Origin of the sequence: Vibrio navarrensis, from assembly GCF_015767675.1 — a bacterium.
Lineage (GTDB): Bacteria > Pseudomonadota > Gammaproteobacteria > Enterobacterales > Vibrionaceae > Vibrio.
Map to the genome: position 1 here is coordinate 3,094,621 of NZ_CP065217.1, position 25,193 is coordinate 3,119,813.

Sequence of the window (25,193 nt, forward strand, 5' to 3'; positions counted from 1 at the left end):
ACCATACTTTAACGCAGCATCATCAAACGGCTAAAAAACACCGATTTGTCATCAATTCGATTCTCGCCACCAGATGACTCGATTGCTCCCGCTGTAAAAGCCAAACTGGGCTAGCCCAACCGCACTCTGCTGCCAACTCAGACTTTGCTGGTGATATGTTCTCAACCAAGGTAAACCATGCGTTTCTAAATCTAGTAAGGCTTTGATAACGCCACGATTGCGCAATCCGGGGGCGCTGAAGTTAATATTCGCAACCCCCAAACTGAGTACCGAAGGAGCAAGTGTCGCTTTCACTTCTGGCGGGGTTGCCGTGCCACTTTTGAGCACGGCAAAGTCCGTCGAGTCGAAAGTAAAATGATTTACCGAACCTAGATCACTGCAACTATCATCGCTGTTAGTACGAAAGATCCCGCCGCTAAAATACTGCGCTTCCACTTTTTGCGAAAGCGGGTTAGTTTCTGGGCCGTTAGTGTCGTGGATTAGCAAGCGTCCCCAACGCTGAGCGAGAGACTGATCAATATCTTCAAACACATAAGGTAGACAAGGTCCATCGGCCGAGGTTTGGTAACAGACCCCATCCTGATCTTTCAGATCATCCACTGTCAGTTGCAGATCAAAGTCGCTACTAAAGGGCTCCATTGGAGCAAACGGCTTAACGTAGCGGATCTGCTCATCACGCAGTTCTACACTACGGTAATTGGTCGCCGTCGCTCCCAACGTACCCAAAACAATGTCTGGTGTTGCGGTTGGATCCCGTTCTATTGTTAGGCCATTACTGGCGAGATAGCTACGGTTCCCCCAGCTATTGTCATAACGCCACCAATCACTGTGCTGGTAATTAAAAATCGCTCCCCCACTGGTAGAACGTGGATATAGATACACTCCCGGATCTGAGCTAAAACCAAACGATTGACCAAGATAAGTAAAGGGCTGGACTCCAGCACTACATGCCGCCTCAAGCGCAACAGTCATGGGTGAAACAGCAAAATAAGCTGGAATAAAGCGGCTGATATTGCCTGTGCTGGCGGCAGTAATTGTATACGCACTGCTGCCCTGAAAAGCACCTTGAGGCGTGACGGTAAAATTAAACACCCCCACTTCGCTGACCGACTGTGGAACCGTGTTGGTTCCGCCGACAATCGGCACTTGCTGATAACTGGCGGTGCTGAGAGTTCCGGCTTGCCCCAAGGCAGGCGCAACCAAAGTGTGCGTCAGCTCCATATTGCCGTGCTGATAATTGGGGGTCACTACATCGCCTTCACCGTACGCGGTGACAAGCAAATCAAACCGCTCCCCCACCGCAGCAAACACGTCGCAGCTCGTATTGGCAGTGGCGCACTGCCCGTTGTCACTCTGGCTGTTACTTGCACTGATCTGGAGATATTTGGGAAAGTTGACAAACTGATCGCTGCCGACCATCAACAAACCATTTTCAGCACCGCTGCCTTCATAAAGGGCATTAAGCTGCATCTTGCCTGCATCAGGGTAATTTAGCGTAAAACTCGCCTCGCCAGAGGCGTTAAAACTCATCTCAATTTCGCTGACGAGCGCTTGGCTGTTGCCAATATCTGCCGTATTAATGCTGACCGCCGGGCTTCCCACCACTGATGAGCTGTCTGGCGAGATATAGCTGCTCCAAAACTTAATCGTCTTATCGACGTTGGCAAATTCAGGCACACATTGCAAAGAGTCATCGCTGGTCTTGACCGCTGTGATAGTCGCTGTTGCCGATGAATTGGCGATGAAATCCGGCACATCAATGACAAAGCCACTGTCTGCAAAGGTGGTCGAGCAGTGACTTGCTGACCAACCGCCGCCCGTTTGACATAAGGTAGTGGCAAACGGCTTGGTTGTGGGTGATGAGCCACTCACCCCTAACGTGATACTGCCGGGCTGATTTTTTCTGAGCTCAACCGTGGTCGAGCCGCCACTGAAGTTAATGACGTTGCCTCCTACCCAACCGCCTCCACCGCTGACCGTGGCAGGGCTGAGTGTCGCCTGCACAGGATCGGTAAACAGCTCGCTACAATCGGCATTATTACAAGCTAGGATGGTGACGCTTTCAGCGCTGCAAGTGACGCCTTGTCCGGTATGAATGATGCGGAAATGGTCGATCTGTTGATCAATCGGGCTTGAATCAAGCGCACACACCTGAAAATTATCGATTTCATGGATATTGTTCGAGCCCCCTGTCGAGCCCGTAATCGACAACAGAAAATCATCCGGTACCGCTGCCTGATTATACTGGCTATCGAGCACATTGAGCGGGCCAACAATCGTCTGCCAATTGCCACTGCCCACTTTGCGCAGGATTTCGACTTGCGACTGATTACTCACTCGTGAGTCGACCACAATTTTATAACGGTGGACATCGCCACTGTTGTTGTTATCCACCGTTGGGCTTAAGCAGCTACCACTGGTGTTGGTGGTACCGTTATTACAAGCCCCCGCCAAATAGCGATAACCGGTTTCATCTTCGCCTGAGCCGCGCAAAGCGACCGACTGGCGACGACGACCTGGCTTATCCCCTTGCCCACCTTCATTGGAAAAGTTGCCATACTCATCAATGCCTATCCCGAGCCAGCCACCAGCAAACCCCGGCTCATTGGGCTTAAAACCATAGCCCAGCGGGCCACCAAAAGCCCCCGCTCGCGGTGTGACTCGCGCGTCGGAAAGTACCACCGCGATGCCATCAGCACCTGTACCATCATAAGCAAAGTGATCAAACTCGACTTCAACAAGATTGTCGCGTGCAGGGAAAAGGCGTTGGTAGCTTGATGACGTTGATTGATTGCCAACCGCTTGGGTAAAGCGCAAACGGCCATTGACCACGCCCGGCTGAAAACTCCCTTTACTGGTCGATGTCACCCAAAGATCGGACAGTGAGCTATCAAAACTATCGCTAAAACATTGTAAAGTGGGCCCACTGCTGCAAGGATGCCGTTGCCGATATAACTGGAGGATTTGTGCATTGCTCAGCGCTTGAGAAAAAATTTGCACTTCATCAATAAAACCATCAAATGCTCGACCTGGATAATTTTGATCTTGAGCTATTTGCAATGGAAGATTATTGGTTCGTAAACTGCCAGAGATATTATCTGAACTATCTAATTGCCCATTAATAAATATCGCTTGCCGTTGATTGCTTAGATTTCGATCATAGCGAATTGTAATATGAGACCATTGATTTCGTGGAATAGCCCCATTTGAGGTTAATGAGCGAGTGCCAGAAGGGGATCTTTCCCAATACCAATACACTCGCCCTGAACTGTCTAAATGAAATTCATAGTTGCCATCTTTCGAAACGATACTCATCAAGCCAGAGTTGGGATAATCCTTAGGATAGACCCAGGCAGAAACGGTCAACGTCTCCTCGAAATCAAGTAGTGGGGAGTCTGGGATTTCCAAATACTGGTTCGACGATTTATCAAACACCCCATAACCACACGTCCCTAAGTTGTTTAATGTCGGCAGTGCTGGCGTAACAAGCGCGGTAACCGCGCCATTCACCGCGCGACCATGTAAAGCATTGCCGGAAGCATCGAGAACCTCATTGGCACTACCATCCCAGACTTGCTCTTCTAAATGATAGAGAGCAACAGCACTTGGTAAGGCGCTCGCTCCACACGCATTCGCTGGTACTGAGTTGTAAAGACAATTTCCCTCAACAACGCTCCCGCCATTGATGTTCACAATCCCCCAGTTAGGTTGTCCTGCGGTAACATCACCTAATACATATGAACCATTGTTTAATGTCACTTGATTGTTGGTACTAGTAAGGTTTCCGGTGACGGAGGTATTGTCAATAACAACGTTACCATTCGCACTGACACTACCAACAACATTGGCGTCAGTAATCGCCACACTATTATTTGGGGTTGTGATATTTCCCGATACATCTGATCTAGTAACAACAATATTGCCATTGGCACTTAAACTACCCGTAATAGTCGAGTCGGTCACCGTCAAAGTGTTATTTGGTGTTTTGATATTTCCCGATACATCCGATCTAGTAACAATGATATCGCCATTGGCGGTTAAACTCCCCGTAATGGTGGAGTCGGTCACCGTCAAAGCGTTATTTGGTGTTTCAATACTTCCACTGACAGACGAGCCATCAACTAAAATATTGCCACTCGCAAATACAGCACCTTGAACATTGGTGTTTTCAAGTGTAATACCATGATTATTGGAACGAACATTGCCACTCACACTTCCGCCTTGAATGGCAATTGCCCCTCCAGTGGTAATTGCGCCTTGTACATCGACATTGTTTAACGTGACTGGCGTATCAGCAGCTTGGTAGTTGCCAAAAAGTCGATTGTTATTACCTTGCCAAGTTGTCGAGCCAGACGAAGAAACCAAATCCACAACCGTCGTGGACGAGCCAATCGTATTGCTTCCCGCTAGACTAAAACCAGCATCCGCCGATAAGATCGCGTGTGAGTTAGCAGTGATGTTATCTCCAGATAAGAGGGAAACGGAGCCGTTAGCACAGTGGTAAGTACGTATGCCACCTGAGACACTTTGCTGCCAATTGTTGCTGCTACACGTGGGTAAATCAGCATTGGTAGCGCCAGAGAAAAGCAGATAATCTCTTGCGACGGAAGGAAAGGAAGCCAGTAAAACCAGCAAAGCAAAGGCAATTCTACCCATCATCTCTTACCCCAACTTCAACCACTCGTTGCAACATCCAATCTCCGGCCTGACATCGCCCTTTGGCGGTCAATTGAAACACATTTCGTCCATCATCCATTGCGCCGAGCTCAGCGCAGCTCACTTCCGCCTTGCAGTTGGTTAAGCCGTCACCACTGAAACTATAGTTCTGCACTGCGTTGAGGTGGCAACTCCCTTGCGTGGTCGATTGATAAAATTGACTGATTTCGATCTCCGCCGCTGAACGCGCCGCCATTTCGGCTCGGGTGCCGAGCACCATGGAAACCAGTTGCTGGCTATTACGTTGCTGGTTGCGGTTGGCGACCGCGGCGACAAAACCGACCACGACGATAATAAAGATCACCAAAACCAGCCCGCTGCCGCGTTGGCTACGGCGTGTTGTAGATAAGTGCATTATGAACAAACTCCACCTTTTCACCGCGATCTTCAAAGGTTAATTCAATTTTAATTAAACCGTTGCGCTGCAACTCGGGCTCTGCCACCTCAAAGCTGGCTTGGCTGAGGTTTTCTGCCATTAAGACTCCCGAACCGAGCTCGCTTGGCTGTAGAGCCGTGCGATCCAGTTGATAATCAGCGTAACGATAGATTCGGTTGTTCTCATAACAAAAAGCCACCGGAGTGCGATAAAAATAGACGCGCCGAGCAGGCGATTGGCGCTCAAAACTCGTTGGTTGGGTCAACGTTACATTGACCATAGTGCGATCGTTTGGCGAGGTAAAATCGACATCACTGGCAACCTGCGCGGTTTGCGCTGCGCTTGAGACCGCTTGACGCAACGCTTCACCATCAAGCGGATAAACGACTAAGCGCTCGCCAGCCGAAAGACTTTTTTCTATTGGCAAAAGGCGGATCGTCGTGGACGGCGCCAAGGAAGAAGGCAAGCTACTGTAAATTGCACTATTGGTGATAGGTAAAAACTCAATACAGCCGTTGGCAACCAGCACACTGTTTGGCACCGCTTCACGCAGCTCACGACTAAGGCGTTCGGTGACAAAACGCCCTTGTTGAATCAGCGCTTCACGCGCGCTGCTATCGACATAAATGCTTAATCCTTGACGAATCACCGAGCCGAGAAAAAGCCCGACCACCGCCAGCAAGATAATGGAAATCACCATTTCGATCAGGGTAAAACCACGTTGCATCAGTAGTTCCCCCGCATGGCGCTAAACGGATAGCGATTGCCCTGCGGGTCAATAATCACCACAGCAATACGTTTGTAGTGAGTGGCTGTGGCAGCCGCTTGCGCAGAAAAAGAGCCGCCATTGTCCTGCACATAAAACACGCTCACTTCTACCTGATAACGACGGTATTCATCGGCTCGGTCATCTCCTAGCACATCCACCACCGAGCCATTCAAACCATGAAAGTCATCCACATCGTTATACAAGGTTCGGTCGTTTTCTCCAGCCGCAGTGTCAGGCCCAAGTGAGGTGGGATCAGTGCACAAAGTGCGGCCGGTGGTCGCGACTAACACGCACTCCGGCAGGCCGCCATTGGGGCCAGAGTTGTGATCAAATTGGCGACCGACGATTTCATCGAGCACCGCGCGGCCTAGATCGGCGGCTTTGACCGCCAACACTTGTTCAGCGCTCTGCTGCGAGCGCGGATAGAGCGCCGCCGTCAGGCTGGTGATGGCAATGGCAATCAAGGTGATCACGATGATCATTTCTACTAGAGTAAAACCGCCGCCTCGTTTAACAGCCATAAATATACCCTTGCGTATTAATGCAAATTTGCCGTGTTTCACCGTTTTGTGTGTTGCTTAAGGTGACGGTGCAGATGGCGCTTTGGCACTGCGCCGCACGGCCAAGCGCATCAAAATCGAGGTAATTATTGCCTGCATCATTGCTTAAACTGAGCGAAACATCGCTAGCAGCGGCATTTACCACACTGGCGTCATTGGCATCAAATTGGCTGTTATCACAAGCGCCCGTCAGTTGCGAAAGGGAGACTTGCTTCGCTTCGGTGGCGCTGAGTAGCCAGCGATTGCAATAGCCGCTGCGCTGCATGGCGCGGCTTTGCACTAAACGCAGCGAGGCAAGCAGCTCGCTTTGTGTGGTGATAGTAGAAAAAGAAGCAGGGCCAGAAAAACGGCTGGCAGCGTAAACCGAGATGATGCCGAGCAGCAGAATCACCACAATCAGTTCGACTAAAGTAAAGCCATTGGGTTTACGTGCCATAAAGATACGGAGTTAAGATTTAGAAAATAAAGGCCAGCGTCGCTGGCCTTGAGAGAACGATTTAACAACCAGTATCAACAACAGCCGTAATCGGCGAAGCACTAGATGTTGCAGGTTCGCTGTATGATACATAACAATTTGTAGCTACAATACCTGCAGCATCTCTGTTTGTATCTGAAGAGAATGTGACAAAATATTGAGCTCCCAAAACTGCAGCTCCGCCTGAAATAGCCACATTCCAATCACCAGGTAATCCAGTCACAGCAAGCTCAATGCCATCAGCGGCGGCTGTTGGATAGCCAAAACTAGTAGCGACTCCCTCTGCTCTAGGAGTAGTTGTTGCACCTTTCGATACAGTTTCTTCGCCTCGAATAGCAGACTTGCCATAAACAATCCCCGCAGCACCATCAATCGCGCCTTTTAATCCTTGCAGTGATGCTCCGCGCGCGTCACCCTGAAGATTCAGAAAACGAGGCGCTGCAGTGACTGCTAGGATACCCAAAATAACTATTACCACCACCAATTCGATTAGGGTGAAACCGCCTTGTCTTTTCATAGTGTTCTCTCTCTATGTTCAATCATCAACGCAGGATTACTGCAACGTTACGGTCACACGACCATTTTTCACTTCATATTCAAACTGATGAGCGGTGTTGCCATCGAGCTGAATATAGGTACATTTGGCATCGGTATTGTTGGCCGATGCCGAATATTTAAAACCGCTGTCGCTGCTGGTACTTGAGCCAGCGATGCCCACTTTCGGTGGGTTTTGCAACAGATTATCCATTAAGTCTACACACATTTGGTCGGTTAGCGCACTCGGATAGCTTGAGGCATCGCCCGCTAATCCCCACGGGTAGCCATCGCGAAAGCCAGTGTCATTGCCGGAGGCATCTTTACTGCGCGTTAACCAAAAGTCTACTCCGTCGTAATTGACGTTGTTTTGATCCTGACCACCTATCGTGACAGAAGGGCGCGCCAGCGCTTCCCATTGCGCGCGAGCAGAGAGTACGCCGGTGGCAAAACCGCCCGCCACGCCTTCCACACTGGCTTTTTTCGCTGCATCGGTGACATCAAGAAAACGCGGTAAAGCGGCTACCGCCAGCAAACCGACCACAACGATCACCACCACCAATTCAACTAAAGAAAAACCGCTTTGTTTCTGCTTCTGTTTCATAACAAACCTTCTATTAACTGCTTACTCATTATACCCAGTTCTGCAAGAGGATACACAGCAAGGCGTCAAAAAAACTCATTCTGACAAAATGTCGGCGCTGATTTTTTGTATTTTATCTTTTTGATAAACCACAATTATCTGCTTAAAACCATAATCAAACTCACATTGATAAGCTTGATTTATCCATCGTTCACGCACAGCTTGCAGTGATGAATCTAAAATCTTGCCATCGGGATAGTGCAATGCCAGCCAACGCTGACAGACAAACTGCTCCTGCTCATCGACTAAAGGCACCCAGCCGTAGCGCGTAAGCGGAATAACTTGACCTTCCACCACAATCTGCGCTGGTTTTCCCTGCAAAAGCCATTCCTGCTTATACTGATTGGCCACTTCCAGCATGCGCCGCGCCGCCAGTTCCGTCCCGGCCTTGTACGCTTCCAGCTCAACGGGCTGCCATACGCGAGCAAAGACGGCCACGATGCTCGCGACAATCGACATCCACATCACAAGCAACATCAGTTGTTTAAACACGGCTAACCCTTAATCGCATCGAGCATTCCCCACATCGGCAGGAAGATGCCCAGTGCCAATATCAACACCATCGAAGCGACCACCACCAGCAAAATCGGCTCGATGCGCGCCGTAAGGGTTTTGAGATCGTAATCCACTTCGCGATCATAAAAGTCCGCCACTTCGAGCAGCAGCTCATCAATTCGCCCCGTCTCTTCACCGACCGAGATCATCTGGATCACCAGCGGGGTAAAAATACCGCTGTTGATCGCCGTGGTGGAGATGGCGCTACCCGCTTCGATCGCCGCTTTCATTTCCAAAATGCGCAGTTCGAGAAAGCGATTGCCGATCGCTTCCGCCGAGAGTGCCAGCGACTGGTTAAGCGGCACGCCCGCTTTTAGCATCAGCGCAAAGGTGCGCGAAAAACGCGACAACTGCGCCCGATTAACCACGCCGCCGACCACGGGCAATTTCAAGCGCCACTTGTCCCAGCGCTCTCTGCCGTTGCTAGTGCCGACCCAAGCGCGAAACGCGAATACTAAGCCGACAATGCCGCCGAGCAGTAGCATCCAGTAGTTAACAAAAAACTCCGACATGCCAATCAAGATGCGTGTTGGTAACGGCAGATCAACGCCAAAGCGGCTAAACATCGAGGCAAACTGCGGGATCACTTTGACGTTGAGCACAAACATCGCCACCAAGATAAAGCTGATCACGAACGTCGGGTAACGCATCGCGGTTTTGATCCGCTTGCGCGTTTCCAGATCTTGCTCATAGTAAGTGGCCAGTTGCTGCAACGCTTGATCCAGCCGACCGGTATTCTCACCAACGTTGATCATCGAAACAAATAGCGGGCTAAACACCTTGCTGTGCATCTGCATCGCCGCCGACAAACTGCGTCCGTTGGTCAGCTCTGTCACCACCTCTTCCAGTGCCGCTTTGAGCTGTTTGTTTTCGCAGTTTTGCACCAGACCGCGCATTGAGCGCAGCAAAGGCACGCCCGCTTTGGTAAGGCTAAACAGTTGGCGACAAAACAGCACCAAAATTTCCAGTGGAATGGCGGGCGTCAGCAAGCCGCGCAAATTAAATTGGCTGCCGCCTGCGCTTTTGCCTTGGCGAATCTCAATCGGGATAATGCCACGGCTCATCAGTTGCTCGGCCGCCGCCTCGGAGGTGACTGCATCAATCTGTCCGCTGGTTTTGTTGCCGTCTAGGGTGCGCCCTTGATACCGAAATGTCGCCATAGTTTCCCTTAAAGCAGAATCGCGTCAGCGTGGCCGGAGGTATCCCCTTCGCCCAGCGTCATCACTTCATCCAGGCTGACCACCCCTTGCAGCGCCAGCTCCATCGCCGACGCCAACAGCGGTTTGTAGTTTTCGCTGCGTCTCGCCGCCTCGGCAAAACCGACCGCATCATTGGCGCGCAGTGCGTCTATCATGCGGTGATCGAGCTCCAACATTTCAAACACACCGATACGACCACGATACCCGGTTAAGTTGCAGTTCTGGCAACCTCGCCCTTTGACAAAGCGCGCTTCGGTCTGATTGGGAAAGCGCTGACTCAGCCACGCTTGGCGCGCCTCATCGACGCTCTCTTCGGTTTTGCAATCGGGGCAGATGCGCCGCACCAGACGCTGCGCCACCACCGCACGCACCGCGCTGGCGACCAGATAACCCGGCGCGCCCATGTCTATCATGCGTAGCGCGCTATCCACCGCATCATTAGTGTGTAGGGTACTGAGCACCAAGTGACCCGTCAGGGCAGCGCGCAGGCCAATCTCGACCGTCTCCTGATCACGCATCTCACCAATCAGGATGATGTCTGGATCTTGGCGCAAGAAGGTGCGCAGCACGGTGGAAAAGTCGAGATCAATCTTCGGGTTGATCTGCACTTGGTTCACCCGCGACAAGCGATACTCAACCGGATCTTCGGCGGTGATGATCTTTTTGCCCGGCTGATTGAGCTCGGTAAGCGCGCCATACAAGGTGGTGGTTTTGCCCGAACCCGTTGGCCCTGTAACCAAAATCATGCCGTGCGGACGTTTTAACTGGCGGCGTAATCTCAGCAGAAGATCCTCCGGTAAACCGGACTCTTCCAGTTTGCGCACCCCGCTCGACTGATTGAGCAAACGCATCACCACCGATTCGCCGTATTGCACCGGCATGGTCGAGAGACGCACGTCAACCGACTGCCCTTTGGCGCGAATGTTAAAGCGCCCATCTTGCGGCAGACGCTTTTCTGAAATATCCAGATTGGCCATCAACTTAAGGCGCAGCACCAACGCAGGCGCAATGTTGACTTCGTTGAGTAAGGTTTCATGCAAGATGCCATCGATACGCTGGCGCAGACGCAATACATTGGCATCCGGCTCGATGTGAATGTCGGACGCGGCAACCTGAATTGCATCTTCAAACATGGAATTGATCAGCTTCACCACGGTCACTTCGTCGCTGTCGTCGTCTTCGAGGCTGTAATCAAAACTGTCGTTGCCTTGATGCTCGGCCTGCAGCTGTTCGGCGAAAGTGGCGATCTCTTTGGTGCGGCGATAATAGCGATCAAAGCTTTCCACCAGTTGCCGCTCTGGGGTGATGACAAACTCCAACCCATACTGACCAAGCTGACCAAGCAGCGCCTCCTGCGCAATCAGATCGGCCGGGTCACTCATCGCCACGCGCAAGGTGTCACCTTGCTGGCCAATCACCAACGCACGCAGACGGCGAGCATGCACCTCGGGCAGCAGTTGCACCGCATCAATGTCGACCATGGCGCGGCTTAAATCGATCAACGGCAGATTGAGTTGTTGAGAGAGAAACGCCAGCATCTGCTGTTCGGTGAGAAAGCCGAGATCAATAAGGGTATCGCCAAGCTTGCGGCCACTGCTGCCTTGCACGCTCAACGCCTGATTGAGTTGGGTTTCGTTGATGATCCCCTCTTCAACCAGCAGATCACCCAGTCGTTTTCTTAAGCGAACTTTCATTGCACACTCTCCAACTCTTGCAATACTTTGAGGCGCTCTTGAATAAAGCGCTGCGACTGACTGGAAATGCCCATTTTTTGCAGTGCCGTTTGGTAAGACACTTTGGCATCTTTTAGCTGCATGGCGCGCTCTTGCTGTATTGCCACCCCCAGCCACCAGCGCGCATTGTCACTGTCTAGCTGGATCAGTTGCTGATAGCTCTCTAAGGCAATCTCGTCTTTTTTCAGTTTTTGCGCCAGCGCAGCACGCATCGCCAAGTAATCTTTGCTCGGTGCAGAGCTTAGTGCCAATAAAGGGCTAAGCGCCGCTTCTTCTTGATCGGCTTTGAGTAGCATTTTCGCCAGTGCCAAGCGCAGCGTTTCGCCTTCCGGGTTAAGGTTAATACCGGTTTGCAATAGCTCATACGCCTTGCGGTTATCCCCTTTGCCAAAATAGAGCGTCGCCAATTTTTGCCGCGTCATTTCATCGTTAGCGGTGTAACGCAGCGCTTCGTTGTAGGACGACAAAGCAGTTTGCAGATCGCCCGCATCGAGCGCTTTTTCTGCACGACTGACCGACTTTTCCGCCAGTTGTGCAGGTGTCAGTTCCACTTGCTCAATCACCATAGAGACGTTAGATGGTTCGCTTTCACTGGCGATTGTTGCCCTTGGCGTCTTTTCTTCTGCTTTTACCGTCATGACCGCGGGTTTACTGGTCGAGCTTTTCTCTTGTATCACAGGGCGAATACTGGGAACTGGTCGTTTTTCTTCTGTTTTTTTCTGTGGCACTGCAACCGATAAAGCAGGTTCGCTTTGCGTGAGCAACTCAGTTGGCGGCGTTTTTAAGGTCGGAGAAAGAGTCGCCGCGGGTTGAAGCGGCGCTACGGTTGGGGCAGAAACGGCCATGCTGTTTATCAGCGCTGGTTGCTGCGTACTAGACTGCGTAACTGCCCAGCCGCCCACGGCGAGGCTTAAGCTAAACCCGACAACGAGCCAGAGAAAAGGCTTACTGGACGGTAAGTGCGGGATCTCCGCTCGTTGCAATTGAGCTGTGGTTTGTTTTTTACTCGCCAATTCGGCCAGCGCTTGGTTAATTTCGCTCAAGTATGACTCCATCCCCACCAAATCGGGGTCGTAAACATCGGTTTGCGGGCATCAAAGGTATCCTGCATCGCCAGATAGAGATGACGGTTTGTTACCGTGACACTTTGCTGCTGATAGGCCAGCAACAAGGCTTTGTGGCAAAGCTGATTCATCAACCTCGGGATCCCTTTTGCGCTACGCCACAGCGCTTTTTTCTGCTCCAGAGTCAGCAAATCACTCCTGCCACCAGCTTTACTCAGCCGATTATCGAGATACGCGACCCCTTCAGCCACCGTGAGCGGACGCAAGGTACAATTGAAGGTGATGCGTTGGCGCAGTTGTCTGAGCTCGTGCAGCGCCATGCGCTCATCCAGCTCAGGCTGACCAAACAGGACGATCTGCAACAGTTTGTCTTGCTCGGTTTCCAAATTGCCAAACAGGCGCAGTGTTTCCAGCGCCTCTAGTGGCAGGGCTTGCGCTTCATCAAGCAAGAGCACCGTCGGCTTGTGCTCGCGCTTGGCGGCAATTAACGCCTGCTGAATACGTGGCACCACATCGATGGGCTCCACTGAGCTTAATCCGAGCTCACGCGCCACCGCCATTTGCAGCTCGCTACCGGAGAGCACCGGAGTGGGCAGATAGACCAGTTGCGCATGACCGCTTAGCTGTTCAATCAGCATGCGGCACAGCATAGTTTTTCCCGTGCCCACTTCTCCGGTTACTTTGATCACCCCTTCGCCCATCTCTAGCGCTGCGAGCACAGTTTGAATCGCCTCATAGTGAGGCGCCAAGCCTAAAAACAGCTCGGTATTGGGCGTTAATGAAAACGGTGCAAAGTGAAAACCAAAGTGTTGCCAATACATGCTTTTTCCGCAGTTATTCTGGGAACCATTCTTGCAGCAGATCGCGCGAACGTTCCAACTCTTTCTGCCACGTGTTGACGCCAACCACGGTTGGTTTAAGCAAAATCACCAGCTCGGTTTTTTGCGTCAACTTACTGGTATTACGAAACAGATGCCCCAAGGCAGGAATATCGCCCAAGAAAGGCACTTTCGACACCCGATCGATGGTGTTCGATTTCATCAAGCCCCCAATCACCACCACATCCCCATCGCGCGCGCGGATCACTGAGTCTGATTCACGAATGGAGCTTTTGGCGAGTGGTAGCGAAACATCGGCATAGTTACCACCCAGATTAAGATTTTTCACGTCGGTTTCGACTTCGATCACCGCAGGGTGGACGTGCAAGAAAACATTGCCGTTGTCGTCAATTTGTGGGGTGACATCGAGTGAAATACCGGAGAAGAACGGGGTTAACGTCACTTCCGGCGCGACATTGGCGCTGTCTCCTGAACCCGCGACGCTCGACATAGCGGTCACATAATACTCATCGCTGCCGACTTTAATTACCGCTTTCTGATTGTTCGCCGCCGTGACTCTCGGGCTAGACAAAACGTTCAGATCACCTTGAGTCGACATAAAACTCAGTACCGCTTCAAAGCTGCCATCTGAGAGCGTGACATTGGTTTGCCCTTTGAGCAACGAGCCAATAGCGTCCAGCCCTGGTAGCGTCGAAAGACCTGTACGGTCAATAACCACACTGCCTGAGTTACCAATTGAGGAAGATAGATTCGACCAGTTGATCCCTTGCTGATAGCCATCACTTAGGGTCACTTCCAAAATTTTCGTCTCTAAAATCACTTGGCGCTGCATACGCTGCTGGGAGACGCCCAAAAACTGACGCACTTCGCGAATCTCGTCTGGGTAGGCGCGCACGGTGATCACACTAGCTTGTGGCGTCACCACCACACTTTGCCCGTCGCCAGAACCAATCAGGCGGCTGACCGCTTGTTGCAATAAAGGCCAAAAATTACTTTCGGTGATCGTGTCAATACGAGTGCCACCGCCAGCCGTCGTCGAGCTATCCTTAGAGCTGCCCGATGAATTACTGCTGGAATCAGAACTACTGGAGTTCGATTTCGATGAACTGCTAGAACCACTGGAACCGCTAGACGTCACTGAACTGGTGACAATACTGGTGAATGAGCGGCCAGAGCGTTGAAACTGGATATAATCAACCGGGATCGTCACGGTGCGCAGCCCTGCTGGATAGACTTGGATCACTTTGCCCGTTTTGACCACATCGTAACCGTACATGTCTTGCACTACGGATAAGATGTCATCAAGAGTCACATCACTGACATTCAGGGTAATACGGCCAGCCACATGAGGATGGACGGCAACACTAAATTCGGTGCCTTTCACCAGAGAGGCAAAAAAAGCGCGCGCTTCAACTTGGTTAGCTTGAATGCGAAAACGCTTCAGGGTTTTGTCGCTATTGTCCAAGCCGTCATTGCCAAGTTCGGGCATCAGATCCTCTTGCACGGACGCGGGCAGTTCGTCGAGTGCGCGGCTGTTACTTTCATTAATCGATTGATTCAAGGTCTGCTTAATCTCAACCGGATCGCGATGCCCCATGGCGCAACCAAGCAAAGAGGTTGAGATGACTCCAACTACAATCTTTCGCATCATTTGATTCAACCTTACTTATTGTTTTACATCTAAATTAAACAGTTCAAGCTGCCATTGGCGCGCGCCTTGCGCTAACGTCACTGCCTCCGGAGTCACGTTATGCACGCGAAAACCGCGCAGCACATCACCGCGGGCCACAACCTGATCATCCATCACCGCCACGCACTCGCGCTCACACACGATACTTTGCAATACAGGCAAACTGACCGCTCTGCTGGTCGATTTGGCTTGCACGGGAGCAGGTGCCATCCAAGACAGCGGCGCCGTCGGGTCTTGCGCGGCCCAACTTGGCAGCGTTAGCAAGCACAGCCACAAGATCGCCACTCTAACCACCGATAAACTCCTGTCTCGTGCCCAAGGTATACACTTGCAGTATCAATCGCGCCTGCGGATAGTTTTCTACCTGGTAATGGAAACTGCGCCAATAATAGTTCACCGGTAGGCTCTCCAGTTGATTGAGATAATTGACCACCGCAAAGTAGCTGCCAGTCAGCTCAAGGCGTACGGGATGGACATAGTAGCCCGAGTAAGCCGAGTTTTGCGCATCGCCACCAATGGGCTCTGCGGTTAACGACTCCAACGAGACCAATTTGATGCCGCTACTGGTGTCGAGCACGCTTTCCAAAAGGGCCGCCATCTGGCTTGGCGAGATTAAATTGCTCACCACCTCTGAAAGCTGCATGTCGAGCTCTTGGCTTCTTTGCATTAGGTTCTTAAGTTCAATATCGACCTCTTGGTTAGGATCTTTATTCAGCTTAGCCTGAATCACCAACAGTTCCCCTTCATGGCGCTGGTTATTCAACACCAGTGCCGACAACTGTGTTTTTTGCGCTTCCAGCGCTTTCCACAAGGGTTCAAGCAGCAGTGTCGATACGCTAAGCACAATCACCACCAAGCCACACAGGGCAATCAAGCCTTTTTCTCGGCCACTCAATGCGATGAACTTGTCGCTCAGCCCTTTCCACCACGAATTCATTATTTACCCTCTGCGCGAGTTCTGAGTTCAAAGGTAATCACGTCCTGTTCATTGCGGCCTAGGCGAACTTTTTCAAAGTTGCGGCCAACCAAGCTCACTTCCTGCTTAAACTGGTTTACCCAGTTGGGCACCACGCTGGCACTGCGGGCCACACCTTTTAAATCGAGTCGATCATGCGTGATGTAGATGTCGCTCAGAGAGATGTCATTTCTGCCAAGCTTGGCCAGCGCTTGCATGATCTCGGAATACCCGCCTTGGCGAGATTGGTCATAATTGCCGACTGCCGCCAATGAGGCTTGCGTGGCCTGAATTTGTTGCTTTAAGCGTTCCACTGCCGCGAGCTTTTCCGCGGCAGGTTTATGCGCCGCCAATTTTGCCTGCTGCGCAGCCAACTGCTGCTTAAATTGTTGTGATTGCGCTTGTGCAACGGCTAACTCTTGAGCGAGTTGCGCCTGCTGCCAGCGCGCCAATCCGTACATACCACCAAGAACAAGCGCGGCGAGAAGCCAAGAGGCAACCAGCGTGGTGAGATTAAAGCGATCACGTTTTGGCCTGAGGTGCTGCGGATAAAGGTTAACTGAAGGCGACCCAAGGGAAAGCGCGGTGTTAACTACGATTTGCCCACATTGCAACGCCGACGATGCAATGAGCGAAGTACTCGCCGTTAGGCGCTCACTTAATGACGCCACCAGCGCATTTTGATCTTCGTCGTCACAGCAGATTTTAAGTTGGTTGAGCGTGACCCCTTTCAATTGCGATGAGAGGTAATCCATTGAGCGCTGTAACTCCAGCGCTAGTCCATCAAGTTGCAAGGCACTGGCGGATTCCCCTGTCAGTGGCGGATAGACAGAGCGGATGGTGCGCTGAAAAGTGGGGGTATAATCAACGAACGCGCCAAGTTTAAACTGCCCTTTATGGCTACGTTGCAGCAAGATGAAATTAGCCAAATCGCCCGCACTGTGCGCCCACACTTCATCTTCAGGAATGATGGCGTCCAATTCGCATTGATTGCGCCGCAGTACGTCGACAATTTTATCGACCACTTTTTTGGCCAATACGTAGACTTGAATCTTGTTGTCTCCGGGCAACAAGCGCCCATCGGCGACAATATCGCTCACCCGCTCAGAGATGAGATCTTTGACGAGAAAAGGCAGCGCCGCTGGCCATTCGCTGCGTGGAATCGCTGGCTTATCTAACTGGAAAATTTGGTAGTGATGGCTCGCCAGAACGATAGATACTCGCTGCCCTGGCGTGACTTTCAATTGCAAAACATGCGCTAGGCTTTTTTCCCAGCTACTGTTGATAGGCTCGACGTGTGCGGGCTGGTCGTGTTGTGTGCTTGAGGCAAAGTAGATCGCATCGGGCTGCAATAGGGCAACATGATGATGTCCTTGCTGAGATTGACCTTTCAGCTTCGCTAACAACGACTGCACATTCATTTAGAGTTCCACTTATTTTCGTCGCCAGCGATTACGTCTCCCTGGCTTGTTCTGTTTTTCTTCATTTTTCAACGGCGGCGGCAACAGTTGCGACTCGTGGCTAAAGTAGCGCCCCTGACCACCGTGAATACCTAATTCAACTAAGGTGTCCCACTCTTGCTGGGTCTCCACACCGACCGCTATCACTCGTACCTTTGTGCCTTCACCAGCGCCCAGCATACTACGCACAAACAGTTGATTCTCATGCCGTTTTTCGATGTTTTTTGCCAAACTTCGATGCAGTTTTAAATAGTCTACATGCAAATCTTTCAGATAGTGGGTACTGACGATGGTTCTACCAGCTTGCCCGACCACCAGTTGACAACCTAAGCCCTTGAGCATTTTTGCCACTGGTCGCATGTAGTCGAGGTGTCGCACCAGATGACTTTCAACAAACTCAAAGCTTAATAAAGCACGCTTTTCACTGGTTAACTGTAGCAGTTCATCACGGAACCATTTGAAATGGCGGCGGTTTGCAAACGGAGTGACATTCACATTCAGAGAGAGAGGGACGATCTGCTCAGTGGATGAACGTAAAAAACCAAATGCTTTACTTAACACCGCCCTATCCATTTGGCTTTCAAACCCGACTTGTTTGAGCGCCGACATGTACCTCGATGCTTTCACAATGCCATTTTCCGGATCGTGAATTCGACACGTTAATTCAGTATGTAGTAAATCCAACTGATTGTTATTTAATAGATAAGCGGGCTGTCCAAAGAGTAACACACTTTCAGCATGCAGTGTTGTCTCAAAAATGGTACGCCATTTTACACTGCCGCGGATCTCATCGACTTGGTTCCACTTTTTAAAGCGGCTCCAGTTGTTATTGTTCTGCAGTTGCGCACTGCGCAACGCGGTTTCCGCTTCGTCCATGATCTGATTGTGGCGTTCACCTTCCTGATACATGGTGATGCCAATATGGCACCAGTTTTCTTTGTCGAGAGGGTACAGCGGGTGTAATTTCTCCAGTTGACGAATGCACTGTGAAGCGAGATTAGCCACATCTTTGGCACTTTGATGGGGAATAAAGAGCGCAAAATCGGCGTTGTAATAGCGAGAAAAGACCACGTCTGGATAACGTTGCACAAGGTTGGAAAGCAAACTGCCCACTTCGACAATAAACTCGTCGGCGATCAGTTTGTCATTCTCTTCCAGTACGCTTTTCCAATCGGCAATACGTACCAGCACCACGCCACCTTGCGCGCCACTCTCTTGTAACGCCGACTCTAATTTGTTATCGAACAACACGCGATTGGCTGTGCCCGTCAGCTTATCAAGAAAGGTCTGCGTACGAATAAAGGTATCAAAGCGGCTGCGTTCTTGGCGGGCATCTTGCAGCTCTTCAATTAAACGATCCAACGCTTCGCTGGCAGTGTAGGGCCACTCTTGTTCGTCACCTTTGGCAAATTGCTCGACCCTCCCAGCTAAAATCATCCGCCCACGCTCTTCCAGTAACTCTGAGCCATGCAACTGCGCTTTTAACCATTTCAGGCCGCGCATTAAGCAGAAGATGATTAATCCCACCGCTAGGGTGATTGACCAAAACGCTTGCAGCGAGTAACCAAACCCGACGTAAGGCGGCACCGCTTTGAACTCAACGTGATAGCCCGGGTTACGTTCCAACTGGTAACGCTGTCCATAAAGTCGATTGGGGTCAATTTGCGGTGAGGTGTCTTTGAAACGGTAAACCACACCGGAATCGGTGGAGAGTTTCATTTCGACGATGTTGGACGCTTGCAGCATCTTGGGCATCCAGCGCTGCATGGAATAGGCGGCATCCGGATCTTCCATCTCCTTGTCCAGCACTTCGACAATGCCAGCCAAATAGTGGTTGAGATACTCCTGCCCAAGCCGTTTAAACGACAACGTGCCGCCGACAAAAAGAATGAACATGGCGCTGATCACGATGACAGTGACGAAAGCCACTAGGCGAGTGCTGAGCTTGAGAGTTGGGGTATACCTCATGAATACCGAATTCCTTTTCCATTCATTATATACCGTATTGATCTATATATACTTGATAAGAGAATGGTTAACAATCTAATGACTTAAGATGTGAGAAGTGTCATTGAAAAAGCCGCGGGACCGCGGCTTTTGGTAGATCTCAAGTAACCGTCAAAACGGAATATCGTCATCGAAATCCATTGGTGGTTCATTATACTGCGGCTGAGATTGCTGCGGCGCATGCTGCTGTGCATGCTGCTGTGCAGGCGCTTGATATGACTGCTGCTGATGCGCGGCAGGTTGTTGTGGCTGTCCCCAACCCCCTTGCTGCTGCGCCTGAGGTGCACCACCCATCGCTGGCGCACCACCTTGTTGGCGTCCACCCAGCATCTGCATCACACCGCTGTAGCCTTGTACCACGATGTCCGTTGAGTAGCGATCTTGGCCACTTTGATCTTGCCACTTACGGGTCTGCAATTGGCCTTCAATGTAAACCTGAGAGCCTTTACGCAGGTATTCACCTGCGACTTCAGCGAGTTTTCCATACAGGGTAACACGATGCCATTCCGTTTTTTCACGCGGTTCGCCAGTCGCTTTATCGCGCCAAGTTTCCGAAGTAGCAACGGTAATGTTAGCCACTGCACCGCCGCTTGGCATATAACGAATTTCAGGGTCGTTACCCAGGTTCCCTACCAAGATTACTTTATTAATTCCACGGCTGGCCATGATGTGCTCCGTTTAAGCTGTCGGTATTTAATTTTAGCGCATTAGGATAGCACGCTTTTGTCTGTGGTAAAAACAGTCAAAAGAGTGTCTGGTTTAACACTCAGTAATAAAAGCTCCATAGCGCATTTTTTCAGAGCAGCTAAACACTTTTTCTCTCTGACAAACTGCTCATTTACTTCCCCCTTTGAAACTCGACGCATTTCATTCCTGCCCTGCTGGTATTGGCCTGCCATCAATGACAATTTCTCAACCATCCCACTTATCATTAGGTCAATTTTTATCTTTCGGAGCCACACATGAGAAAATCCTCCTATGCCAGAAGCTTATTCTTTCTCCAGCGAGCACACGCACAGCCCCCAGTATTTATTGATACCTTAGCACGCGCTATCGATCTTCCGATACCAGCGATTAACCCAGAAACCTTGATGCGTATCGATCCATTGCACCGCAACCGCATCCTGCTGATCGACTATCAAGAACACAAAGCATTGCTTTCACAAATTAAAAATCTGCCACTGATTTGCAAAAACTTTGAAACCATCATTTTCAACGTACCAAAGCGACTGAGCACCGATGAACTGCTCGGACTTGGGCAAAGCAAAGCGGTGTTCTACTCTGATAGCAGCGTCGAAAAAATTGCGGAAGGTGCTATTGCCGTGATTGAAGGGCAAAACTGGCTACCTCGCCACATTCAAGCGCAGCTTCTGCATTACTACCGCAATATGTTCAACACCCATACCGCGCCCGCCAATGTGGATCTGACTATTCGCGAAATTCAAGTGCTACGTTGCTTACAAGCTGGAGCGAGCAATGCCCACATCGCCGAAGATCTGTTTATCAGCGAATACACGGTCAAATCGCATCTCTACCAGATTTTTAAAAAGCTTTCGGTAAAAAACCGTCTTCAGGCCACCGCCTGGGCCGATCAACATCTACTCTCGTAACAAAATGGGCAGAATTTGTGGTTTGTTTATAGGGTATCGCTCGCTCTCGGGTTAGAATCGCAGCATCTTATGCAGCCAACCGTGCAGCGAGCGCCCTTTCATGCGCCTGTCACACCCAGTTTGCTATCATATTGCGCTGCAACCACAGTTAAAGGACGCCGTTTGATGATTAAGAAATGCCTCTTTCCTGCCGCTGGTTATGGCACACGCTTTTTGCCAGCGACTAAATCCATGCCAAAAGAGATGATGCCAGTGGTGAATAAACCCCTGATTGAATATGGTGTTGATGAAGCCATTCAGGCGGGGATGACTGGGATGTGTATCGTCACTGGCCGCGGTAAGCACTCGATCATGGATCACTTCGATAAAAACTACGAGCTAGAGCATCAAATCAGCGGCACCAATAAAGAGGTTTTGCTTGATGACGTGCGCGCACTGATCGACGCGGCCAACTTCACTTATATCCGCCAGCGGGAAATGAAAGGCTTAGGCCATGCGATTCTTACCGGGCGTGAGCTTGTAGGTGACCAACCTTTTGCCGTCGTGCTGGCCGATGACTTGTGTGTCAACCAAGAACAAGGCGTGCTGGCACAAATGGTCGCGCTATTTAAGCAGTTCCGCTGCTCTATCGTCGCCGTGCAAGAAGTTCCGGAGAACGAAACCCACAAATATGGCGTGATCGCCGGCGAAATGATCAAAGATGACCTATTTCGTGTGGACAATATGATTGAAAAACCGGAACCTGGCACCGCGCCAAGCAACTTGGCGATCATTGGTCGCTATATTCTCACTCCCGACATTTTCGATTTGATCGAACAGACCGAACCCGGCAAAGGCGGCGAAATCCAGATCACCGACGCACTCTTAAAGCAAGCTAAATCGGGCTGCGTGCTGGCATACAAATTCAAAGGACACCGTTTTGATTGTGGCAGTGTTGAAGGCTACATTGAAGCCACCAACTACTGCTACCAGAACCTTTACCTGAAAGATGAGAAGAAATCGGAACTCGGCAAACAGTCGACCAAACGCCAGCGCTAAAGCACCATTTCTTCGCTTCTATCTCTTGTTACGGCGCGGTTGAACTGCGCCGTTTTAACTGTTTTTTTATCCAGTATTTTATTGCACATTTCTCACACTATGTAATACTTGCTCAACTTGGTATTTCACAGAGCATTTGAAGATGGACAAGATAGAAGTTCGCGGAGCACGTACTCATAACCTAAAAAATATCAATCTCACCATTCCCCGAGACAAATTGATCGTGATTACTGGCTTATCCGGTTCGGGTAAGTCGTCCCTCGCGTTTGATACCCTCTACGCCGAAGGGCAGCGACGTTACGTGGAATCGCTCTCGGCTTACGCGCGCCAGTTCTTATCTCTGATGGAAAAGCCGGATGTGGACCACATCGAAGGGCTTTCGCCAGCGATCTCCATCGAGCAGAAATCCACTTCGCATAACCCGCGCTCCACCGTCGGTACCATCACCGAAGTGTATGATTACCTGCGTCTGTTGTACGCGCGTGTTGGTGAACCTCGCTGCCCTGAGCATAAAGTGCCGCTTTCAGCGCAAACCGTGAGTCAAATGGTCGACAAGGTGCTGGAGATGCCCGAAGGCAGCAAAATGATGTTGCTGGCACCGATCGTCAAAGAGCGCAAAGGCGAGCACGTGAAAACGCTGGAAAACCTCGCCGCGCAAGGCTTTATTCGCGCTCGTATCGATGGCGAAACGTGCGACTTGTCCGATCCACCCACACTCGAACTACACAAGAAACACACCATTGAAGTGATCGTCGATCGCTTTAAAGTGCGCGCCGATCTGCAACAGCGTCTGGCAGAATCGTTTGAAACGGCACTAGAGCTCTCCGGCGGTATTGTGGTTGTGGCTCCTATGGAAGGTGAAGGCGAAGAGATCGTCTTTTCGGCCAACTTTGCCTGTCCACACTGTGGTTACAGCATGCAAGAGCTAGAGCCCCGCCTGTTCTCTTTTAACAACCCGGCTGGCGCTTGTGGCACTTGTGACGGTTTGGGAGTGCAGCAATATTTTGATCCGGACCGAGTGATCCAAGATGCCAATCTCAGTCTGGCACAAGGCGCGATTCGCGGCTGGGATCAAAAAAACTATTACTACTATCAGATGCTCACTTCGCTGGCCGAACATTATGGTTTTGATCTACATGTGCCGTTCAACACTTTGCCGAAAAAGATCCAAGAGATCATTCTCAAAGGCTCGGGCCGTGCTGAAGTGGAGTTCAAATACATCAATGATCGCGGTGATATTCGCGTTAAACGTCACCCGTTTGAAGGTATTCTCAATACTCTGGAGAGACGCTACCGCGATACCGAATCCAACTCGGTGCGCGAAGAGTTAGTCAAATACATTTCGACCAAACCGTGTGCCAGTTGTGGTGGTACTCGCTTGCGTTTAGAAGCGCGCAACGTGTTCATCAACGACACCACCTTGCCGCAGATTGTCGAACTCAGCATCGCCGATGCATTGGCGTTTTTTGCCAACCTCAAGCTGGAAGGGCAACGCGCGCAGATCGCGGAAAAAGTGATGAAGGAGATCAACGACCGCTTGCAGTTTTTGGTCAATGTCGGCCTCAATTATCTCAACTTGTCGCGTAGCGCTGAAACCCTCTCAGGCGGTGAGGCGCAGCGCATCCGCTTGGCAAGCCAAATTGGTGCAGGTTTGGTGGGGGTGATGTACGTGCTCGATGAGCCCTCCATCGGTCTGCATCAGCGCGACAACGAACGGTTGCTGAAAACGCTCAATCACCTGCGCGATTTAGGTAACACCGTCTTAGTGGTTGAGCATGATGAGGATGCGATCCGCATGGCCGACTACGTAATTGACATCGGTCCGGGAGCCGGGGTACACGGCGGGCAGATCGTCGCCGAGGGCAGCGTTGAGGAGATCATCGCCAATCCAGATTCACTGACGGGTCAATACCTGAGCGGCGTGAAAGAGATCGCCGTACCACGTGAACGCACCTCGTACGATGCGAACAAAACCGTCGAGTTGATCGGCGCGAGTGGCAACAACCTGAAAAACGTCAACCTCTCAGTGCCCGTGGGTTTGTTTAGTTGCATCACTGGCGTATCCGGTTCTGGCAAGTCGACACTGATCAACGATACCTTCTTTAAAATCGCCCACACTGCACTCAATGGCGCCACCACCGCTCAACCCGCGCCGTATAAAAGCATTAAAGGGCTGGAGCATTTTGATAAGGTGATTGATATCGACCAGAGCCCGATTGGTCGCACGCCGCGCTCGAACCCGGCCACTTATACGGGCATTTTTACCCCGATCCGCGAGCTGTTCTCGGGTACGCAAGAGTCTCGTTCACGGGGTTACAAGCCCGGGCGCTTTAGTTTCAACGTACGTGGCGGTCGCTGTGAAGCCTGTCAGGGCGATGGCGTGATCAAAGTCGAGATGCACTTTTTACCCGATGTGTACGTGCCGTGTGATGTGTGTAAAGGCAAACGGTATAACCGCGAAACACTGGAAGTGCGCTATAAAGGCAAATCGATTGACGAAGTGCTAGAAATGACGGTCGAAGACGCACGCGAGTTCTTTGAACCCGTTCCGGTGATTGCGCGTAAATTGCAAACCTTGATGGATGTCGGCCTCTCCTACATTCGCCTTGGTCAAGCGGCGACTACGCTCTCCGGCGGTGAAGCGCAGCGGGTGAAACTGGCGCGTGAACTGTCCAAACGCGACACCGGTAAGACCTTGTATATTTTGGATGAACCGACCACGGGTCTGCATTTTCACGATATCCAACAATTGCTTACGGTTTTGCATCGCCTGCGCGATCACGGCAATACGGTGGTGGTAATTGAGCACAACTTGGATGTGATTAAAACCGCTGACTGGATCATCGACCTTGGTCCTGAGGGCGGACAAGGCGGCGGCGAGATCATTGCCCAAGGCACGCCGGAAGATGTGGCCTTGGTCGAAGGTTCGCACACTGCGCGCTTCCTTAAGCCTATGTTGAACTAGAAAAA

At 51.0% G+C, this 25,193-nt stretch carries 22 protein-coding genes; 3 read left to right on the forward strand and 19 right to left on the reverse strand.

Annotation, left to right across the window (positions count from 1 at the left end):
• Positions 1–51 precede the first annotated feature (51 nt).
• The 19 genes from I3X05_RS14580 to I3X05_RS14670 all read right to left on the reverse strand — a co-directional run bounded on the left by I3X05_RS14580 (position 52) and on the right by I3X05_RS14670 (position 20,495).
• The gene (locus tag I3X05_RS14580; protein ID WP_337970829.1) at positions 52–4,659 is read right to left on the reverse strand and encodes a DUF6701 domain-containing protein; all 4,608 of its coding nucleotides are present in this window, start codon (positions 4,657–4,659) and stop codon (positions 52–54) included.
• Positions 4,649–5,074, reverse strand: a complete 426-nt coding sequence (locus tag I3X05_RS14585) for a hypothetical protein (protein ID WP_045571756.1) — start codon at positions 5,072–5,074, stop codon at positions 4,649–4,651. The genes I3X05_RS14580 and I3X05_RS14585 overlap by 11 nt, the downstream gene beginning before the upstream one ends.
• Complete coding sequence (locus I3X05_RS14590; protein WP_337970830.1) at positions 5,046–5,819, reverse strand: PilW family protein; 774 nt, start codon at positions 5,817–5,819, stop codon at positions 5,046–5,048. Before I3X05_RS14590 ends, I3X05_RS14585 begins: the two co-directional genes overlap by 29 nt.
• Positions 5,819–6,382, reverse strand: coding sequence for a type II secretion system protein (locus I3X05_RS14595; protein WP_045571683.1), 564 nt, complete (start codon positions 6,380–6,382; stop codon positions 5,819–5,821). The genes I3X05_RS14590 and I3X05_RS14595 overlap by 1 nt, the downstream gene beginning before the upstream one ends.
• Entirely contained in the window at positions 6,372–6,857 is a 486-nt protein-coding gene (locus tag I3X05_RS14600) for a GspH/FimT family pseudopilin (protein ID WP_045571684.1), read from the reverse strand. The genes I3X05_RS14595 and I3X05_RS14600 overlap by 11 nt, the downstream gene beginning before the upstream one ends.
• A gap of 61 nt (positions 6,858–6,918) precedes the next feature.
• The gene (locus tag I3X05_RS14605) at positions 6,919–7,413 is read right to left on the reverse strand and encodes a type II secretion system protein (RefSeq protein ID WP_045571685.1); all 495 of its coding nucleotides are present in this window, start codon (positions 7,411–7,413) and stop codon (positions 6,919–6,921) included.
• A 36-nt stretch (positions 7,414–7,449) separates the two neighbouring features.
• The gene (locus tag I3X05_RS14610; RefSeq protein WP_039430590.1) at positions 7,450–8,034 is read right to left on the reverse strand and encodes a prepilin-type N-terminal cleavage/methylation domain-containing protein; all 585 of its coding nucleotides are present in this window, start codon (positions 8,032–8,034) and stop codon (positions 7,450–7,452) included.
• A 75-nt stretch (positions 8,035–8,109) separates the two neighbouring features.
• Entirely contained in the window at positions 8,110–8,565 is a 456-nt protein-coding gene (locus I3X05_RS14615; protein WP_242402034.1) for an MSHA biogenesis protein MshF, read from the reverse strand.
• 2 nt (positions 8,566–8,567) lie between these two features.
• Positions 8,568–9,788 carry a type II secretion system F family protein gene (locus tag I3X05_RS14620; protein WP_337970831.1) on the reverse strand — a complete coding sequence of 407 codons (1,221 nt, stop codon included), beginning with the start codon at positions 9,786–9,788 and terminating at the stop codon, positions 8,568–8,570.
• 8 nt (positions 9,789–9,796) lie between these two features.
• Positions 9,797–11,521: a GspE/PulE family protein gene (locus I3X05_RS14625; RefSeq protein WP_337970832.1), complete on the reverse strand. Its 1,725-nt coding sequence runs from the start codon at positions 11,519–11,521 to the stop codon at positions 9,797–9,799.
• Positions 11,518–12,603 (reverse strand): MSHA biogenesis protein MshN, encoded by a 1,086-nt coding sequence (locus I3X05_RS14630; protein ID WP_337970833.1) that lies wholly within the window; start codon positions 12,601–12,603, stop codon positions 11,518–11,520. The genes I3X05_RS14625 and I3X05_RS14630 overlap by 4 nt, the downstream gene beginning before the upstream one ends.
• Entirely contained in the window at positions 12,600–13,445 is an 846-nt protein-coding gene (locus I3X05_RS14635) for an ExeA family protein (RefSeq protein WP_193157721.1), read from the reverse strand. The genes I3X05_RS14630 and I3X05_RS14635 overlap by 4 nt, the downstream gene beginning before the upstream one ends.
• Before the next feature lie 13 nt (positions 13,446–13,458).
• A complete protein-coding gene (gene mshL, locus I3X05_RS14640) occupies positions 13,459–15,111 on the reverse strand; it encodes a pilus (MSHA type) biogenesis protein MshL (RefSeq protein WP_193157744.1) in 1,653 nt (550 codons plus the stop codon).
• Positions 15,112–15,129: 18 nt separating this feature from the next.
• Positions 15,130–15,438: an MSHA biogenesis protein MshK gene (locus I3X05_RS14645; RefSeq protein WP_319023900.1), complete on the reverse strand. Its 309-nt coding sequence runs from the start codon at positions 15,436–15,438 to the stop codon at positions 15,130–15,132.
• A gap of 1 nt (position 15,439) precedes the next feature.
• Positions 15,440–16,090, reverse strand: coding sequence for a type 4a pilus biogenesis protein PilO (pilO, locus tag I3X05_RS14650; protein WP_045571691.1), 651 nt, complete (start codon positions 16,088–16,090; stop codon positions 15,440–15,442).
• Positions 16,090–17,529, reverse strand: coding sequence for an MSHA biogenesis protein MshI (locus I3X05_RS14655; RefSeq protein WP_193157719.1), 1,440 nt, complete (start codon positions 17,527–17,529; stop codon positions 16,090–16,092). The genes pilO and I3X05_RS14655 overlap by 1 nt, the downstream gene beginning before the upstream one ends.
• A 12-nt stretch (positions 17,530–17,541) precedes the next feature.
• Positions 17,542–19,536 carry an RNase E specificity factor CsrD gene (gene csrD / locus I3X05_RS14660; RefSeq protein ID WP_045571693.1) on the reverse strand — a complete coding sequence of 665 codons (1,995 nt, stop codon included), beginning with the start codon at positions 19,534–19,536 and terminating at the stop codon, positions 17,542–17,544.
• A 150-nt stretch (positions 19,537–19,686) separates the two neighbouring features.
• Positions 19,687–20,241, reverse strand: coding sequence for a single-stranded DNA-binding protein (locus I3X05_RS14665; RefSeq protein ID WP_337970834.1), 555 nt, complete (start codon positions 20,239–20,241; stop codon positions 19,687–19,689).
• 41 nt (positions 20,242–20,282) lie between these two features.
• On the reverse strand, positions 20,283–20,495 hold the full coding sequence (locus tag I3X05_RS14670) for a hypothetical protein (RefSeq protein WP_193157718.1): 213 nt from the start codon (positions 20,493–20,495) through the stop codon (positions 20,283–20,285).
• A 42-nt stretch (positions 20,496–20,537) separates the two neighbouring features.
• Here I3X05_RS14670 and I3X05_RS14675 point away from each other — a divergent pair, with 42 nt between their 5' ends.
• From I3X05_RS14675 to uvrA, 3 genes are all read left to right on the forward strand, one after another.
• Positions 20,538–21,185 carry a LuxR C-terminal-related transcriptional regulator gene (locus I3X05_RS14675; protein WP_045571696.1) on the forward strand — a complete coding sequence of 216 codons (648 nt, stop codon included), beginning with the start codon at positions 20,538–20,540 and terminating at the stop codon, positions 21,183–21,185.
• 165 nt (positions 21,186–21,350) lie between these two features.
• Positions 21,351–22,223 carry a UTP--glucose-1-phosphate uridylyltransferase GalU gene (gene galU / locus I3X05_RS14680; RefSeq protein WP_045571697.1) on the forward strand — a complete coding sequence of 291 codons (873 nt, stop codon included), beginning with the start codon at positions 21,351–21,353 and terminating at the stop codon, positions 22,221–22,223.
• Between the two features lie 142 nt (positions 22,224–22,365).
• The gene (gene uvrA / locus I3X05_RS14685; RefSeq protein WP_045571698.1) at positions 22,366–25,188 is read left to right on the forward strand and encodes an excinuclease ABC subunit UvrA; all 2,823 of its coding nucleotides are present in this window, start codon (positions 22,366–22,368) and stop codon (positions 25,186–25,188) included.
• The last annotated feature ends 5 nt before the right edge of the window (positions 25,189–25,193 follow it).